The 17,183-nt window shown below is 61.2% G+C and carries 13 protein-coding genes; 6 read left to right on the top strand and 7 right to left on the bottom strand.

The genetic code is table 11. From position 1 onward, the window contains the following. Nucleotides 1-6 precede the first annotated feature (6 nt). Nucleotides 7-645: an RNA-binding protein gene (locus B2585_RS01820; protein WP_292019376.1), complete on the top strand. Its 639-nt coding sequence runs from the start codon at nt 7-9 to the stop codon at nt 643-645. Continuing rightward, nucleotides 642-3,137 (top strand): translation initiation factor IF-2, encoded by a 2,496-nt coding sequence (gene infB / locus B2585_RS01815; RefSeq protein WP_292019373.1) that lies wholly within the window; start codon nt 642-644, stop codon nt 3,135-3,137. The genes B2585_RS01820 and infB overlap by 4 nt, the downstream gene beginning before the upstream one ends. Nucleotides 3,138-3,192: 55 nt before the next feature. Here infB and mutT read toward each other — a convergent pair whose 3' ends face one another. The 3 genes from mutT to B2585_RS01800 are packed head-to-tail and all read right to left on the bottom strand — an operon-like array spanning nt 3,193 to nt 5,821. Next, nucleotides 3,193-3,591: an 8-oxo-dGTP diphosphatase MutT gene (gene mutT, locus B2585_RS01810; RefSeq protein WP_292019371.1), complete on the bottom strand. Its 399-nt coding sequence runs from the start codon at nt 3,589-3,591 to the stop codon at nt 3,193-3,195. Beyond that, nucleotides 3,588-4,892: a bifunctional glutamate N-acetyltransferase/amino-acid acetyltransferase ArgJ gene (gene argJ / locus B2585_RS01805; protein ID WP_292019368.1), complete on the bottom strand. Its 1,305-nt coding sequence runs from the start codon at nt 4,890-4,892 to the stop codon at nt 3,588-3,590. Before argJ ends, mutT begins: the two co-directional genes overlap by 4 nt. A gap of 20 nt (nt 4,893-4,912) precedes the next feature. Continuing rightward, complete coding sequence (locus tag B2585_RS01800; RefSeq protein WP_292019366.1) at nt 4,913-5,821, bottom strand: peptidylprolyl isomerase; 909 nt, start codon at nt 5,819-5,821, stop codon at nt 4,913-4,915. 179 nt (nt 5,822-6,000) lie between these two features. On the opposite strand from B2585_RS01800, the gene secA reads away from it, so the two are divergent. The 3 genes from secA (at nt 6,001) to B2585_RS01785 (ending at nt 11,789) form a co-directional block, all read left to right on the top strand. Next, nucleotides 6,001-8,700, top strand: coding sequence for a preprotein translocase subunit SecA (gene secA, locus B2585_RS01795; protein ID WP_292019363.1), 2,700 nt, complete (start codon nt 6,001-6,003; stop codon nt 8,698-8,700). A gap of 247 nt (nt 8,701-8,947) precedes the next feature. Next, complete coding sequence (locus tag B2585_RS01790) at nt 8,948-10,171, top strand: hypothetical protein (RefSeq protein ID WP_292019361.1); 1,224 nt, start codon at nt 8,948-8,950, stop codon at nt 10,169-10,171. 118 nt (nt 10,172-10,289) lie between these two features. Continuing rightward, nucleotides 10,290-11,789: a substrate-binding domain-containing protein gene (locus B2585_RS01785; RefSeq protein WP_292019359.1), complete on the top strand. Its 1,500-nt coding sequence runs from the start codon at nt 10,290-10,292 to the stop codon at nt 11,787-11,789. 8 nt (nt 11,790-11,797) lie between these two features. Here B2585_RS01785 and radC read toward each other — a convergent pair whose 3' ends face one another. The 3 genes from radC to dnaK all read right to left on the bottom strand — a co-directional run bounded on the left by radC (nt 11,798) and on the right by dnaK (nt 15,762). Continuing rightward, complete coding sequence (radC, locus tag B2585_RS01780; protein ID WP_292019357.1) at nt 11,798-12,571, bottom strand: RadC family protein; 774 nt, start codon at nt 12,569-12,571, stop codon at nt 11,798-11,800. 50 nt (nt 12,572-12,621) lie between these two features. Further along, entirely contained in the window at nt 12,622-13,773 is a 1,152-nt protein-coding gene (dnaJ, locus tag B2585_RS01775; protein WP_292019355.1) for a molecular chaperone DnaJ, read from the bottom strand. A 78-nt stretch (nt 13,774-13,851) separates the two neighbouring features. Next, nucleotides 13,852-15,762, bottom strand: coding sequence for a molecular chaperone DnaK (gene dnaK / locus B2585_RS01770; protein ID WP_292019353.1), 1,911 nt, complete (start codon nt 15,760-15,762; stop codon nt 13,852-13,854). 217 nt (nt 15,763-15,979) lie between these two features. Here dnaK and B2585_RS01765 point away from each other — a divergent pair, with 217 nt between their 5' ends. Beyond that, nucleotides 15,980-16,582, top strand: a complete 603-nt coding sequence (locus B2585_RS01765) for an alpha-ketoglutarate-dependent dioxygenase AlkB family protein (protein ID WP_292019351.1) — start codon at nt 15,980-15,982, stop codon at nt 16,580-16,582. On the opposite strand, the gene B2585_RS01760 is transcribed toward B2585_RS01765, so the two are convergent. Continuing rightward, a complete protein-coding gene (locus B2585_RS01760; RefSeq protein WP_292019350.1) occupies nt 16,579-17,181 on the bottom strand; it encodes a COG3650 family protein in 603 nt (200 codons plus the stop codon). The two genes, B2585_RS01765 and B2585_RS01760, sit on opposite strands and share 4 nt — an antisense overlap. Between the last annotated feature and the right edge of the window lie 2 nt (nt 17,182-17,183).

Raw genomic sequence — 17,183 nt, 5'->3', positions numbered from 1 at the left:
CGGCGCGTGACGCGCGGAGGCCGGGACAAGGATCGGACGGGCGAGCCCGAGCGGCGATGCATCGCCACGCGTGAGGTCAAGCCAACCTCGACGATGGTGCGCTTCGTCGTCAGCCCGGAGGGCGAGATTGTGCCCGATCTGCTGGGTAAATTGCCCGGCCGTGGCCTCTGGTTGACGCCCAGTCCCAAAGGGTTCGGCCTCGCCGCGAAGAAAGGCGCCTTCGCCCGGGCTGCCAAGGCACAGGTCACTGTGCCGGAGGACCTTGCGAAGCGGGTTGAGGCGGGTCTTGCAGATCGCGTGATCCATCTTATCTCATTAGCGCGCAAGGCAGGCGCGTCCGTTGCCGGGTTCGAAAAGGTAAAGGACTGGCTCGCCAAGGATCAGGCAGAGGTTCTTTTGCAGGCCTCGGATGGGTCCGAACGCGGGAAAACAAAACTGCGCGCACCCCGCGGTAAAGGCAGCCTGATAACGTGTTTGACAGCCGATGAATTGGGTTTGGCTTTCGGACGTGAACATGTGATACATGCCGCACTCGCGGGTGGCGGACTCACGAAACGTGTAGTAGACGAAGCCGCGAAGCTATCTAGCATGCGCGATGATAACGACGGTGGGACCGCCCGCCGGAAAGGTACGAAGACCAGATGAGCGATACGGACGGCAAAAAGCCCCTTGGCCTGCGAGGCGGACCCCGATCGGGTTCCGTGAAGCAGTCCTTCAGCCACGGACGCACGAAAAACGTGGTGGTGGAGACCAAGCGTAAGCGTGTCGTCGTGCCCAAGCCCGGATCGGGCGGCGGGAGCGGCGGTGGTGCCGGATCCCCGGCCACGGATCCGTCCAAGCGGCCCGCCGGCATTTCCGACGCCGAGCTGGAGCGCCGGATGAAAGCGCTTGCCGCGGCCAAGGCCAACGAGGCTGATGAGGCGCAGAAGCGCGAAGAAGAAGAGAAGGCCCGCGAAGCGGAGCGTGAGCGCCGTCGGCGCGAAGCGGAGGAAAAGGAGCGCGAAGAGAAAGAGCGCGCCGAAGCTGCCGCGAAGAAGGCCGAAGAGGACGAACGCCGTCGTCAGGAAAAGGAGGCCGCCAAGACCAAGCCGGCGGAAGCCGCACCTTCCGATCCCGCCGCTGCTCAGGCAGCCGAGGCGCGCGGCACCAAGACTGGTGCGCGCAAGACCGACCGTGACCGTCCCAGCGCGCCTGCCGAAGACCGCAACCGCGGCAAAGGCAAGGGCGGCGACGGTCGCCGTTCGGGCAAACTGACAGTGAATCAGGCGCTGACCGGTGGCGAAGGCGGGCGGCAACGTTCGATGGCCGCCATGAAGCGCAAGCAGGAGCGCATGCGCCAAAAGGCGATGGGCAATGCCGAACCGCGCGAAAAGGTTGTGCGTGACGTGCGTGTACCCGATGCCATCGTGGTGCAGGAACTGGCCAACCGGATGGCGGAACGTGCCGCTGATGTGGTCAAGAGCCTCATGCAAATGGGCATGATGGTTACGCAGAACCAGTCGATCGATCAGGACACCGCGGAGCTCATCATCGAGGAATTCGGCCACCGCATTGTGCGCGTGTCGGATGCCGACGTGGAAGACGTGATCGCGACGACTGACGACAAGCCGGAAGACCTCGTCTCCCGGCCGCCAGTCATCACGATCATGGGCCACGTCGATCACGGGAAGACCTCGCTGCTCGACGCGATCCGCAATGCCAAGGTGACTGCGGGCGAAGCCGGCGGGATCACGCAGCATATCGGCGCCTATCAGGTGACCACCGACAGCGGCGCGACACTGAGCTTCCTCGACACGCCCGGCCACGCCGCGTTCACGTCGATGCGTGCCCGTGGTGCGCAGGTGACGGACATCGTCGTTCTGGTCGTGGCCGCAGATGACGCGGTCATGCCGCAGACGGTTGAAGCCATCAATCACGCCAAGGCCGCACAGGTTCCGATGATCATCGCGATCAACAAGTGCGACAAGCCGGACGCGAACCCCGACAAGGTGCGCACCGACCTGCTTCAGCACGAGGTGATTGTCGAAGGCCTGTCGGGCGAAGTGCAGGACGTGGAAGTCTCGGCGCAAACCGGTCAGGGTCTGGACGAACTGCTGGAAGCCATCGCGCTCCAGTCGGAAATCCTCGAACTCAAAGCCAACCCGGAGCGAGCCGCCCAGGGCGCAGTGATCGAAGCACAACTCGATGTGGGCCGGGGCCCGGTTGCCACCGTGCTGATCCAGAACGGCACCCTGCGCCAAGGCGACATCTTCGTCGTCGGCGAACAGTGGGGCAAGGTCCGCGCGATGGAAAACGACCGCGGCGAACGCGTCAAGGAAGCCGGTCCGTCGGTGCCCGTCGAGGTGCTCGGCCTGAACGGCACGCCGGAAGCGGGTGACGTCCTGAACGTGGTCGAGACAGAAGCGCAGGCGCGCGAAATTGCGGAATACCGCGAACAGGCCGCCAAGGACAAACGCGCCGCTGCCGGTGCCGCCACGACGCTCGAGCAGATGATGCAGAAGGCGAAGGACGACAAGGACGTCGCCGAACTGCCCATTCTCGTGAAAGCAGACGTGCAGGGCTCGGCCGAGGCCATCGTTCAGGCGATGGAAAAGATCGGCAACGACGAGGTCCGCGTGCGCGTTCTGCACTATGGAGTGGGCGCGATCACCGAGACGGATATCGGCCTCGCCGAAGCGTCCGGCGCACCGGTCATCGGCTTCAACGTCCGTGCCAACGCGCCGGCCCGCAACAGCGCCAACCAGAAGGGCGTGGAAATCCGCTACTACAGCGTGATCTACGACCTTGTTGACGACGTGAAGGCGGCCGCTTCCGGCCTGCTCTCCGCCGAGGTTCGCGAGAACTTCATCGGGTACGCCGAGATCAAGGAGGTCTTCAAGGTCTCCAACGTCGGTAAGGTCGCAGGTTGTCTCGTCACCGAGGGCGTTGCGCGCCGGTCCGCCGGTGTGCGCTTGCTGCGCGACAACGTGGTGATCCACGAAGGCACGCTCAAGACGCTCAAGCGCTTCAAGGACGAGGTGGCCGAGGTCATTTCGGGTCAGGAATGCGGTATGGCCTTTGAGAACTACGAAGACATTCGCCCGCAGGACGTCATCGAGATCTTCGAACGCGAAGAGGTTGAGCGGTCGCTCGAGTGACACCGACAGAATATCGAACAAAGGGCGGCTCTTGGGCCGCCCTTATTCGTTAGACTCAGAGCATATCCCGCATCATCGCGATCAGAGGAATGTCGGCTGGCGGCATCGGGTAGTCGCGCAACTCGTTCACTCGCACCCATTTGAGGGTCTGACCCTCTTTCGGTTGCGGCGTCCCCTCCCATTTCCGGCAGACGAACACCGGCATCAGAAGGTGAAAGTCGTCATAGCTGTGCGAGGCGAAGGTGAGCGGCGCGAGACAGCTATCCCAGGTTTCGATTCCAAGTTCTTCAAATAGTTCGCGGATGAGCGCCGCTTCTGGCGTCTCACCCGCCTCCACCTTGCCTCCTGGAAACTCCCACAGGCCTGCCATGGATTTCCCTTCGGGCCTCTGGGCCAGCAAAATACGCCCGTCTCGGTCGACGAGCGCCACAGCACTTACCAGCACAGTCTTCACGATCGGTAATCCGCGTTAATCTGGATGTAGGCGTGTGTAAGGTCACAGGTCCAGACAGTCGCCTTGCCGCGCCCCAGCGCGAGGTCGACGCCAATCACGATTTCGTCTCCCAGCATGTAGTTCGCACCCAGATCCTCAAGGTAATCGGGCGACACCCAGCCTTTTTCAGCCACAAGGATCTCGCCGAACTTGATGGTGAGCTTGTCACGGTCCGCTTCGGCACCGGATTTCCCAATTGCCGCGACGATACGGCCCCAGTTCGGGTCTTCCCCGGCGATGGCCGTCTTGACCAGCGGGGAGTTCGCAATGGACATGCCGTGGATGCGTGCCTGTTTGTCGGATTTCGCTCCGGTCACTCGGATTTCAACGAATTTTGTGGCGCCTTCGCCATCCCGAACAACCTGATGCGCCAAGTCCGTCATCACGGTTCGAAGCCCGTCCCGGAAAGCGTTATTGCCTTTCGTAACCTTGGCTCCGCTGGCCCCGGTCGCGGCGAGGATTAGTGTATCAGAAGTCGACGTATCGCTGTCCACGGTGATGGAGTTGAAGGTCTCGTCGATCAGGCCCGAGAGGTAGCCCTGCAAAACGCTCTGTTCCACCTTCGCGTCAGTGAAGATGTAGACGAGCATGGTGGCCATGTCCGGCGCGATCATGCCGGACCCTTTGGCGATCCCGGCAATCTTTACGGACTTTCCGTCCACTTCGAACTCTGCCAGCGCGCCCTTTGGAAAGGTGTCGGTCGTCATGATGGCGCGGGCAGCCATTTCAATCCCGGACGGGTCGAGCGCATCGGTCAGGTCACCGATCTTCGCGGTGATCCGGTCAAAGGGCAACCGCTCCCCAATAACGCCGGTTGAGGCGGTATAGACCCTGTTTTGCGCGACTCCGGTGATCTCCGCCACAGTGCGCGAGATGTTCGAAACGGCATCCTCGCCAGAAGCCCCGGTGAAGGCATTGGAATTGCCGGAATTGACGATTATCGCTGCCCCGCTCTTGGGGTCGGAGCCGAGCTTGGCCTCGCAGTCGAGCACGTTTGCCGAGCGCGTAGCCGATCGGGTAAAGACCCCGGCAATAGCCGTGCCGGGGTCGCATAGCGCAAGCATGACGTCGTAGCGCCCAGCGTAGCGCACCCCCGCCTGAACGGCGGAGAAGCGCACGCCATCGATCACGGGCAAGGCCGGAAACCCTTCGGGTGGCGCGAGAGGCGCCACCGCATGCCTGTGGTTCTTCGCCGCAGCCAGAGCCGACTTCAGCGATTTCACCTCTTTCTTGAGCTTCCGGATCTTCTTTTTCTTGCCCATGACCGTCCCCGTTCAGATCGTCACTCGTCGAGAAGCGACATATCGGAGAGCACGGCCGGGTCGAGTGTCGAAACATCTGTCTGTTCGATCTCGGCCTCTTCCATCAGCGCTGCAAGCGCCTCTTCGACAGCCGATGTCTGAAGCTGCGACACAAGCTCGTCACGCACGTCGTCAAGGGCCGGCGCGCCTTTTTCACGGGTGTCATTCAGCTTGATTACATGCCAGCCGAACTGCGTCTCGATCGGCCCGGCAACCTCACCGGACTCCATGTCCTGCACGGCAAGCTCGAAGGGCTCGACCATCATTCCGGCGGAAAACCAACCAAGCTCACCTCCATTCGGGCCAGAGGGGCCGGTAGAGAATTCTTTGGCGAGCGCAGCGAAATCGGCATCCTCGGCCTGAGCCTGCGTCAGGATGTCGGCAGCTTCTTCCTCGGTTTCCACAAGAATGTGCGAGGCATTCCATTCGAGGGTCGGCTCGGCGTCAGAATATTGCGCGTCATAGGCAGCCTGAATGGCCTCCTCATCCACCGCTTCCGTAATCACGTCGTCGATCTTCTCGGCAGCAACCAACGTACGGCGTTCATTGGCCAGTCGGATTTCCACGCTCTGCCCAACTTCGTCGATGGCCTGGCTCAGAACGGTCTGCTGAACCAGCTGATCGATCAGGCCGGGCAGCAGAACTTCGTTCGGAAGCTGTTGATATTGTTGCGGAAGTTGTTCCTTGGCCGCGACCACATGGCCGAGGGTGATCTCCTCGCCGTTGACGGTTGCGAGTACGGTCGAGCCTGTCGCCTCCATGGCAGGCGGGGTGTCGCCGGTATCGGCCTCCGTTTCAGGGGCCGTATCCTGGGCCCAGCCCGGCAGCGCGAGCGAAACGGACAGCAGCGTCGCCGCAAAAAGCGACGCGCGATTGGGCGAATGGGTCATGAAACCTCCTCATGGTCGTGCCGGAAGCCCCGGCATCGTTGACTATCCCGGCCCCCAGCCTTACATCGCAAGGGTCCTAAAGGGGGGCCGACTTCTCGCCCTTGATATGGGGCCTCGCGGGCACGGGCAAGCATCCCGCGCGATCAAGAGAATGTCAGAGCTCATCGAGCGGAGAGCACATGCTGGGTTTCGGAACCATCGCCAAAAAGGTTTTTGGCACGCCCAATGACCGCAAGATCAAGGCAACCCGACCGATCATCGAAAAGATCAACGCACTTGAACCGGAGTTTGAAAAGCTTTCGGATCAGGAGCTGATCGATAAGACGGCCGAGTTCAAAGCGCGGGTCGAGAAGGGCGAAAAGCTCGAGGATATCCTGCCTGAAGCCTTTGCGAATTGCCGTGAGGGCGCACGCCGCGCGCTTGGCCTGCGGGCCTTCGACGTACAGCTTATGGGCGGCATATTCCTCCATGAGGGCAACATTGCCGAGATGAAGACCGGCGAGGGCAAGACGCTCGTCGCCACCTTTCCGGCCTATCTCAATGCGCTGACCGGCAAGGGCGTACATATCGTCACGGTGAACGACTATCTCGCCAAACGCGACGCGGACTGGATGGGCAAAGTCTATGGTGCGCTCGGGATGACCACAGGGGTGGTCTATCCGCAGCAACCGGACGCCGAGAAAAAGGGCGCCTACGCCGCCGATATCACCTATGCCACGAACAACGAGCTGGGCTTCGATTACCTGCGCGACAACATGAAGTCGAAAATCGAGGACATGAACCAGCGCCCGCATCACTTCGCCATCGTGGATGAGGTCGATTCGATCCTTATTGACGAGGCGCGCACGCCGCTCATCATTTCGGGCCCGTCCGACGACAAGTCCGACCTCTACGTCTCCATCGACAAGATCATTCCGGAACTGACCGAAGAACACTACGTCCTCGATGAAAAAGCGCGGTCCGTCACCTTCACGGACGATGGGAACGATTTCCTGGAAACACGACTGCACCAAATCGGCGTGCTCCCCGAGGAACAGACGCTCTATGACCCCGAATCGACGACGATCGTCCACCATGTGAACCAGGGCCTGCGCGCCCATAAGATGTTCACAAAGGATAAGGATTACATCGTCCGCGGCGACGAGGTTGTCCTGATCGATGAATTCACGGGCCGCATGATGGCCGGCCGTCGGCTTTCCGAGGGCCTTCATCAGGCCATTGAGGCCAAGGAAGGCGTCCAGATCCAGCCCGAGAACGTCACGATGGCCTCGGTGACCTTCCAGAACTACTTCCGCCTTTACGAAAAGCTCGCCGGCATGACCGGTACCGCCCTCACGGAGGCCGAGGAGTTCGCGGACATCTACGGTCTAGGTGTCGTCGAAGTGCCAACGAACAAACCCATCGCGCGTGAGGATGAGCATGATGCCGTCTATCGCACCACGGGTGAGAAATACGCGGCCATCGTCGAGGAAATCAAGAAAGCCCATGAGAAGGGCCAGCCGGTCCTTGTCGGCACGACCTCAATCGACAAGTCGGAAATGCTGAGCCAGCTGCTTACCAAGGAGGGGCTGAAGCACAATGTGCTGAACGCCCGACAGCATGAGCAGGAAGCGCAGATCATTGGGGACGCCGGCCGACTTGGCGCCGTGACGATCGCGACGAACATGGCCGGGCGCGGCACGGACATCCAGCTCGGCGGCAACGTCGAGATGAAAGTGCTTCAGGCCCTTGCCGCTGATCCCGAAGCTGAACCGGAAGCGCTGCGCGCGAAGATGGAGGCCGAGGTCGCGGACGAAAAGGCAAAGGTCCTGGAGGCAGGCGGGCTGTATGTCCTCGCCACCGAACGGCACGAATCCCGCCGGATAGACAACCAGCTGCGCGGTCGGTCCGGCCGTCAGGGCGATCCGGGACGGTCCTCTTTCTTCCTGTCGCTGGAAGATGACCTGATGCGGATTTTCGGGTCTGAACGACTCGATAAGGTTCTTTCCGGCCTCGGCATGAAAGAGGGTGAGGCTATCGTCCACCCGTGGGTCAACAAGTCGCTGGAACGGGCGCAGGCGAAAGTCGAAGGACGCAATTTCGACATCCGCAAACAGCTCCTCAAGTTCGACGACGTGATGAACGACCAGCGGAAGGTCATCTTCGGCCAGCGGCGGGAAATCATGGAAGCCGAAGATCTTTCGGACGTGGTGCAGGATATGCGCCATCAGGTGATCGACGACCTTGTCACCCAATACATGCCGCCGAAATCCTATGCGGATCAGTGGAACACCGAGGGGCTCTACGCCGCTATTCTCGAAGACCTGAACCTCGATGTGCCGGTCATGGACTGGGCCGCCGAGGAAGGCGCAGATGACGACACGGTGCGGGAACGGCTCTATGCGGCCTCCGACGGTCAGATGTCTGAGAAGGCCGAGGCGTTCGGCGAAGAGACGATGCGCAATATTGAAAAGCAGGTGCTGCTTCAGACCATCGACGGTAAGTGGCGCGAGCATCTTTTGACTCTCGAACACCTGCGCTCGGTTGTTGGTTTCCGCGGCTACGCTCAGCGTGATCCCCTGAACGAGTACAAGACCGAGAGCTTCCAGCTCTTCGAAGGCATGCTGGACAGCCTGCGCGCCGAGGTTAGCCAGAAACTTGGACAAATCCGCCCGATGACCGAAGATGAGCAGAAGGCAATGATGGAACAGCTTCAGGCCCAACAGGCCGCGCTCGCCGCTCAAACCGACCAGGCAGAAGCCTCTGGCCCATCGGAACCCGGGTCGGCGCGTGAGGGGTTCGACGAGAACGACCCCTCGACCTGGGGTAATCCCGGACGCAACGAATCCTGCCCCTGTGGCTCCGGCAAGAAGTTCAAACACTGTCACGGCAAGGTCTGAACGGCCCGATTCAGGCGAAGATTTGACAAAAGGGGCCTTTGGGCCCTTTTTTCGTTGATGATTCAGAATTGAAAGGAAATCGAAACGATCCGTTTCCGGTCATTTTTTATTCATTCTATCGTCCTATTGCCTTGCGAATGTGTCCCCTGAACGTGGGAAAGGACATCTCGCCATGCTGGATAAGATCCAGAACATCTCGACACGGCTCGACAAGAAACGGGTCTATACCGCCATCGGAGCGCTCGTTGTGGCGCTGGCCACCGGCCATGTCATGCAGCGGACCGTAAGCCAGCCGAACGTCGTGTTTGATATGCCGTCGCAACAGGCTGCTGTGACGCAGGCGGCCGTGTCTCCTCCCACCGCGCCCGTTGAAGTGGCGGAAGCAGCGCCTGAACCGCTTCCGGTGCCCCAGAACGTGCCGGAGATCGAGGATGTGACCAAAGCGGACATCGCGCCGGCGACCGATCCCATCGCTTCCATTCCAGAACCTGTGGCGCCCGAACCCCCGGCGCCGAACATGGTGGCCGAGGTTGCGGAGCCGGCGGTTGCCGACCCCATCTTGGACCAAGCTCCGCAAGCCGATGTTGCCCCTCTTCCGGTGAAAACCGCGGATGACGAGGCCAGCTTCGCGGACTTGCTGCCTGACGAACCTCGGGTTGCGGAGCCCGAAGACTTTCGTGTCGCCGAGGTGACGCGCGCAGCGGCGGACGACGGCCTTCCGATGCCGGATCTTGGCGAGCCGATCTTTGACGTGTCGCCGGCTGACGTGACGCCGACTCCGATGGCCCCCCAGACGACGGACGCCTGTGACCCGGCGTTGGATGCAAGCGCCATGGTGGGTGCCATGATCTATATCGACCTCAAAGCGTCCTGCGACGCTGGCGCAGAAGTCGAATTCAACCACGCGGGACTTCGCTTCACGGAAACGCTGGACGAGGCGGGCAAGCTTTCCGTCATGCTCCCCGCAATGCAGTCCGATGCAAAGGTCGAGGTTGTTATTGAAGGCCACGCCACGCCTATTGCCGCGAACGTCACGATCACGGATATGGCCGATTTCGACCGTGTCGCGCTCGTCTGGCAAGGCGGCACCGGTCTCCAGCTACATGCGATGGAGAACGGCGCAACCTATGGCGAGGCGGGACACATCTGGGCCGAGGAACCGGGGTTCCCGACCCGAGCTTCGGATGGCGACGGCGGTTTTATCACCGTACTGGGTTCGACGATGGGCGGCTACGCGGCTGATGTTTATACCTATCCGGTGTCGATGCCGGCGGCACCGGCAGTGTCCATTGAAGCCCAAGTGCTCGAGACGACCTGCGGCGGACCGATCCTTGGCGAATACCTGCGCTCGGTTTCCGATGGCGCTCCGAAAGTGACTCAGGTCGGTATGATCGTTCCGGCCTGCGATGCGGTCGGCGAATATCTGGTGTTGAAAAACCTGCCCCAAGACCTGACAATCGCCCGGAACTGACAGCGAGCCCTTCGGCTCGTAGGAAGTGGGTGCAGGGTTTGGGTGCGGGGCAGACACCATGAAAAAGCTTTGTGCGGCGATTTGCGCCGCACTTCTCCTTTCCTCTGTACCCGTGCCCATGATGGCAGACGACGTGACGCTCACGTCACGCGATGGTTCCGTCGAAATCTCGGGCGTTTTGCTTGGCTACGACGGCCAGTTCTATCGCGTCGATACGGAATACGGCGTACTGACGGTTGACGGCTCAGGGGTAAGCTGCGCGGGGCCGGCATGCCCCAACCTCATCTCTTACACTGCGGACATCACCATTTCCGGTGAAGCCGAAATCGGTGCGACGCTGATGGCGGCACTGATCGAAGCCTTCGGCATGTCGGAAAACTACGCAGTGACACGAGAGGAAAGCGCGGGCGTCGGGCCGGTCTATGCCTTCTATGACAATGACAACCCGGTGCCCGCCGCGCGTTTCACCATCCGACAGACAACCTCGGCCGAAGGCTTCGCAGATCTTCTGGGAGAAGAGGCCGACATGGTCCTGTCCCTGCGCGAACCGACACGTGCTGAACGGCTCATGGCGCGGGATGCAGGGCTTGGAGATCTCGACGCGGTGCGGCAATCGAGGGTGATCGCGCTCGACGCCCTCGTTCCCATCGTGAATGCAGATAATCCGGTGCGACGGCTGGGGATCGAGACGCTTGCTCGTCTTTATGCCGGAGAGATCGAGCGCTGGGCTGAACTCGGCGGCGAGGAAGCCCCGATCACGCTTTATTTGCGCGACCCCGACGCTGGATTTGGAATGGCCTTCGCGCGGGACGTCGTCTTGGCACAAGAACGCGAAATTTCGGACCGGGTTCTGACCAAGGCCTCCAACATTGGAGTTACGGGCGCCGTGGAAGAGGACCCATTCGGGATCGGCATCGCCAGTTTCTCTCGACCCGGCCTGAACGAAATCCTCACCTTGACGGGTGACTGCGCTTTTGAGATCGCACCAAGTCAGCAGGCGATCAAGGCAGGGGATTACCCGCTGTCCGCACCGATCTATCTTTACCGCCCCGCAATCCGCCTGCCGCAGATTGGACGGGACTTCATGCGATACCTTCGGTCGCCGGGCGCCGGGTGGGTGATCCAGCGTATTGGTCTGGTCGATCAGGAGATTGACGAAATCCCGTTCTCGGTTCAGGGCACGCGCCTCGCCAACGCAATTGCGCAGGCGGGCCAAGAGGTCGGTCTGACTGAGTTGCAGCGTATGGTTGCGGCCATGGACGGGATGCGGCGGCTCTCGCTCACCTACCGGTTCAAAGGGGGCTCGACGGCACTTGATGCGCCCTCACGTTCGAACGTGGCTCTTCTGGCCGATGCGCTCGAGGGCGGGAGCTTCGACGGGCGTCGGCTGAAATTCGTCGGGTTCTCAGACGGGCAGGGTGCCGCCGCCCTTAACAACCGCTTGGCGGCGAGACGGGCGGAAGCTGTACGACGCGCGGTGATCGAGGCGGCGGAAACGTTCGACCCGGACCGTGTCGCCATCGAAACCGAGGCTTTTGGCGAAGCTCTGCCCATGGCTTGTGACGACTCGGACTGGGGTCGTCGCATCAACCGACGCGTCGAAGTCTGGGTTGAATAGAGCCTGTTTCACCTCAGATAGCCGTCAGACCGGAAGCTGACCTCCCGGGATTTACCAATCACGATATGGTCGTGCAGCGAAATCTCGAGTGCTTCGGCGGCGGAGCGCACCCGTTCAGTCATCTGTATGTCATCCTGAGAGGGTGTTGGATCGCCCGAAGGGTGATTGTGCACCAAAATCAACGCTGAGGCTCCAAGTTCCAATGCCCGCTTGACGACTTCGCGCGGATAGACCGGAACGTGGCCGATTGTCCCTTCAGCCACCGCCTCGTCCGCGATGAGCGTATTTTTGCGGTCGAGGTAGAGGATTCGGAACTGCTCGGTTTCCCGGTGGCTCATGGTTGTGTGGCAATAGTCGAGAAGCTGCTGCCAGGACGACACAACTTGCCGTCCCATGACGCGCGCACGCGATAGTCGATGGGCGGCGGCTTCCACGATCTTCAGTTCTTGGATCACGGCATCGCCCACGCCATGCAATTCCTTCAACCGAGCGGGGCTTGCCGAAAGTACACCATTGAAATCCCCGAAGCGGTCGAGGAGACGCCGCGCGAGCGGCTTTACGTCCTGCCGCGGGATGGCGCGGAACAAGACCAACTCCAGCATTTCGTAATCCGGAAGCGCGCGTGAGCCACCGGACATGAACCGCTCCCGCAGACGCGCCCGGTGATCCTTGATGTAGGACGGAAGCCGCGCCTTTGTGCCCGCAACAGGCTCCGGCTGCGCTTCGTCCGGCTCAAACAGTGGGAGGGCCATTTCGGCCATATGCGACACAGGCTGGGACATGGGCCCAGCCTGCGATGAGTCGGTGAATCAACGGTTAACAGAAGCCGTTGTCAGCCCTTCATCCCGTCCCAGAAGCTCTTGACCTTGGTAAAGAAGCTGTGGCTTTCCGGATTGTTCTCTTCCGACAGCTTCTCAAACTCCTTCAAGAGTTCCTTTTGCTTGCCGGTCAGGTTCACCGGGGTTTCGACGGCGAGCTCGATATACATGTCGCCATGGCCGCCACCACGCAAGGCAGGCATCCCCTTGCTCCTCAGGCGCATCTGGCGTCCGGACTGCGACCCAGCGGGTATTTTTACCCGCGACCGACCCCCATCGATGGTCGGGACTTCGATATCGCCGCCCATCGCCGCCGAGGTCATCGAGACCGGGACGCGGCAATGAAGGTGAACACCGTCACGCTCGAACAGCGGGTGCTCGGTCACTTGAATGAAGATATAAAGGTCGCCCGAAGGACCGCCCCGCATTCCTGCCTCGCCTTCGCCGGCAAGCCGAATGCGCGTACCCGTCTCGACACCTGCCGGGATGTTGACCGAAAGCGCGCGTTCTTTTTCGACACGGCCTTGGCCATGGCAGGTCTTGCACGGGTTCTTGATCATCTGGCCCATGCCCTGACAGGTCGGGCAGGTCCGTTCGACGGTGAAAAAGCCTTGCTGAGCGCGCACCTTGCCCATGCCCGAGCATGTCGGGCAGGCGGTCGGTTCGGCCCCGGATTCCGCGCCGGTGCCGTCGCAGGTGTCACACATCACCGACGTCGGGACGTTTATCGTTTTCTGAAGGCCCTCATACGCCTCTTCCAGCGTTACGCGCATGTTGTAGCGCAGGTCAGAGCCACGCGTGGCCCGGGTGCGCCCGCCGCCGCCGCGACCTCCCATGAAGTCGCCGAACAGGTCGTCGAACACATCCGAAAATGCGCTGGCAAAGTCGCCTTGCTGACCGTAACCGGGGCCACCCGGTCTCGGGCCACCGCCCATCCCGCCTTCGAACGCAGCGTGCCCGAACCGGTCGTAAGCTGCCTTCTTTTCGGGGTCTTTCAGGACGTCGTATGCCTCGTTCGCTTCCTTGAACTGGCTTTCGGCATCGGGTTTGTCGGCGTTCCGGTCCGGGTGGAGTTCCTTGGCCTTCGTGCGGTAGGCCTTTTTGATCTCATCCGCCGATGCGCCTTTCGCGATTCCGAGAACCTCGTAATAATCACGTTTCGACATGGATCGTATTCCCCTGATCAGGAACGCGAAGGCCGGTCCGTCCGTTGCAGACGGACCGGCCCAATCGCGTCGTGGGTCTTACGACCGCTTGTCGTCGTCGAGGTCTTCGAAGTCGGCGTCAACGATATCATCGTCCACGCTCGACGGACCGTCCTCGGATTCGGCTTCGCCCGATTCCTCGGACTGCTGCGACTTGTAGATCGCTTCGCCGAGTTTCATCGACGCCTCGGTGACGTTCTGGATGCCCGACTTGATCTTGTCGGGATTGTCGCCTTCCAGTTCGTCCTTGAGCGCCGCGATGGCGAGCTCGATCGCCTCGACCGTGGTCGGATCGACCTTGTCGGCATGCTCTTCAAGCGCCTTCTCGGTCGAATGGATCAGGCTTTCCGCCTGGTTCTTGGCCTCGACGAGCTCGCGACGACCCTTGTCGGCCTCCGCGTTCTCTTCGGCGTCCTGAACCATCTGGTTGATCTCGTCGTCGGACAGACCGCCAGACGCCTGAATCGTGATCTTCTGCTCCTTGTTGGTGCCCTTGTCTTTGGCCCCAACTGACACGATGCCGTTGGCGTCGATGTCGAAGGTCACTTCGATCTGCGGCATGCCGCGCGGTGCCGGCGGGATGTCTTCCAGGTTGAACTGGCCGAGCATCTTGTTGTCCGACGCCATTTCGCGCTCACCTTGGAATACGCGGATCGTCACGGCGTTCTGGTTGTCTTCCGCAGTCGAGAAGATCTGCGACTTCTTGGTCGGGATCGTCGTGTTGCGGTCGATCAAACGGGTGAAGACACCGCCGAGCGTTTCGATGCCGAGCGACAGCGGGGTTACGTCGAGCAGCACGACGTCTTTCACGTCACCTTGCAGAACCCCGGCCTGAATGGCGGCGCCCATGGCGACCACTTCGTCCGGGTTGACGCCCTTGTGGGGTTCTTTCCCGAAGAACTTGGTCACCTCTTCGATGACTTTCGGCATCCGGGTCTGACCACCGACAAGAATGACCTCGTCGATCTCATCCTTGGAGACGCCCGCGTCCTTGAGAGCGGCCTGACACGGCTTGAGCGAGTTCTTCACCAGATCGCCCACGAGGCTTTCAAGCTTCGCGCGGGTCAGCTTCATCACCATGTGAAGCGGCTGACCGTCGGACCCCATCGAGATGAACGGCTGGTTGATCTCGGTCTGGCTCGACGACGAAAGCTCGATCTTGGCCTTCTCGGCCGCTTCTTTGAGGCGCTGAAGCGCCATCTTGTCTTTCGTCAGGTCGACGTTGTTCTCTTTCTTGAACTCGTCGGCGAGGTAATGAACGATCCGCATGTCGAAGTCTTCACCACCGAGAAACGTATCCCCGTTGGTCGATTTCACCTCGAACAGGCCGTCGTCGATCTCAAGGATCGTGACGTCGAACGTGCCGCCGCCAAGGTCGTAGACGGCGATCGTCTTGGACTCTTTCTTGTCGAGGCCATAGGCCAGTGCGGCCGCGGTCGGTTCGTTGATAATCCGCAGAACTTCCAAGCCGGCGATCTTGCCGGCGTCCTTGGTGGCCTGACGCTGTGCGTCGTTGAAGTAGGCCGGGACCGTGATGACGGCCTGATCGACCTTTTCACCAAGGTAGCTTTCAGCGGTTTCCTTCATTTTCTGCAGGATGAAGGCCGAAATCTGCGAGGGAGAGTATTTCTCGCCCGCGGCTTCGACCCACGCGTCGCCGTTGCCACCGTCGACGATAGCGTAGGGGACGAGTTTCCGGTCCTTTTCGACGGCAGCGTCGCCCACGCGACGGCCGATGAGACGTTTCACTGCGAAAACGGTGTTGTCGGGGTTCGTGACTGCCTGCCGTTTGGCCGGCTGGCCCACGAGTCGTTCGTCATCCTTGAAGGCGACGATGGAGGGCGTCGTGCGCGCACCTTCCGAGTTTTCGATGACCCGCGCTTGCGAGCCGTCCATGATGGCGACACAGGAGTTGGTGGTCCCCAGGTCGATACCAATAACTTTGCCCATGCTCTTTTCCTCTCTTTGGCGATGTGTTGGGCTCAGGCCCAAACGGCACCTTCGCCCGATCCCATAGGGTCGACCGAAGAGAGTGAACCTCTCTCCGGCGTCTGGGCGTATATAAGGAGGGGAAATCGGGCCTGCAAGGCAGCGAAAACCGTGATTGGCCCGAAAAAATGGACTCGTTTTCAAGGTTTTGGAAATGGATGCGAAAGGAAACCGGGCGATGCCCGATCTTACCGTTGGTGGCGCTGGGGTGTTTCGCAACTATCTGGCGTCCGACGCGCAGGCTTCGGTCGTCGATGACCTGCGAGATGTGGTGGCCGCAGCGCCCCTGTTTTCGCCCGAAACGCGCTGGGGCAAGGCGATGTCCGTGCGCATGACGTCGGCCGGAAAGTACGGCTGGTTCTCCGACCGGCGCGGGTATCGTTACGAGCCGCGCCATCCTTCAGGCGTCGACTGGCCGCCGGTCCCAGAATCGATCTTGGCGATCTGGCATGGTGTGACGGGGCTGGAGCGGGGACCCGACTGCTGCCTCGTGAATTTCTACGGAGAAGGTGCGAGAATGGGCTTGCACCAGGACAAGGACGAGGCAGATTTCAACTGGCCCGTGGTGTCGGTGAGTCTTGGCGACGATGGCTTGTTCCGGATTGGCGGGGCCGAGCGCAAAGGCAGTACGCAGTCGTTGTGGCTGTCGTCGGGGGACGTTCTGGTGCTCGGCGGTGAGGCGCGGCTCGCCTATCACGGGGTGGACCGCATTCGCTTCGGAACCTCCCAGCTCCTTAATGAAGGCGGTCGGATCAACCTGACAATGCGGGTTGTGGATTAGTTCTGGAGCGAACAGCAGCCGGAGAACATGAAATGCCCGCCGTTGCCGGAGCGCAGAAAGTCGATCCGCCAACCGTACTGCCGGTCCGACATTCCGTCCGAACACGCCTCGCGCGATACGAAACCGGTGATGTCGCCCGCCACGATGGCGCCGCGCGGGCTCCAGGGCACCGTGCCTTCGTATTCGATCTCCTGCACAAGCGGATCCGCGTCCATGCCGGGATCGGTGAAGGTCACCTGCCCCTGGCCGATCTCCAGTGACCAGAAGGGTTCGGTCCCGCCGCAGAAAAGGGGCACGGGCAGTTTCGAAACCGGGTTTTGTCCCGGTTGCCGGCTCATGTAGGCCATCGACACCCAGCCGGCGCCTTCGCCGATATTGATGCGACCCCATTTGCGATCACCGTCGAACGCCAGAACCTCGATCCCGTCGCGCTCCGGCCCGAGTTCGTCCAACACCGGAGCGTTCACGGTCGGCCCCGCACGCACGTTCAGCGTATCGTTAGACGCGACGCCAGAGACATCATAGAGCGCGGGCAGGTCAAAAGACTCCTGCGCGGCAAGCAAGCTTGGCGCGACGAACGCAAGGAGGAGTGCCAGCATTC

This window comes from Maritimibacter sp. UBA3975 (genome assembly GCF_002384975.1).
In the GTDB taxonomy this organism is placed as follows: Bacteria; Pseudomonadota; Alphaproteobacteria; order Rhodobacterales; family Rhodobacteraceae; genus Maritimibacter.
Note: the sequence above shows the minus strand (reverse complement) of the source record. Positions and strands in the feature narration are given on the sequence as shown.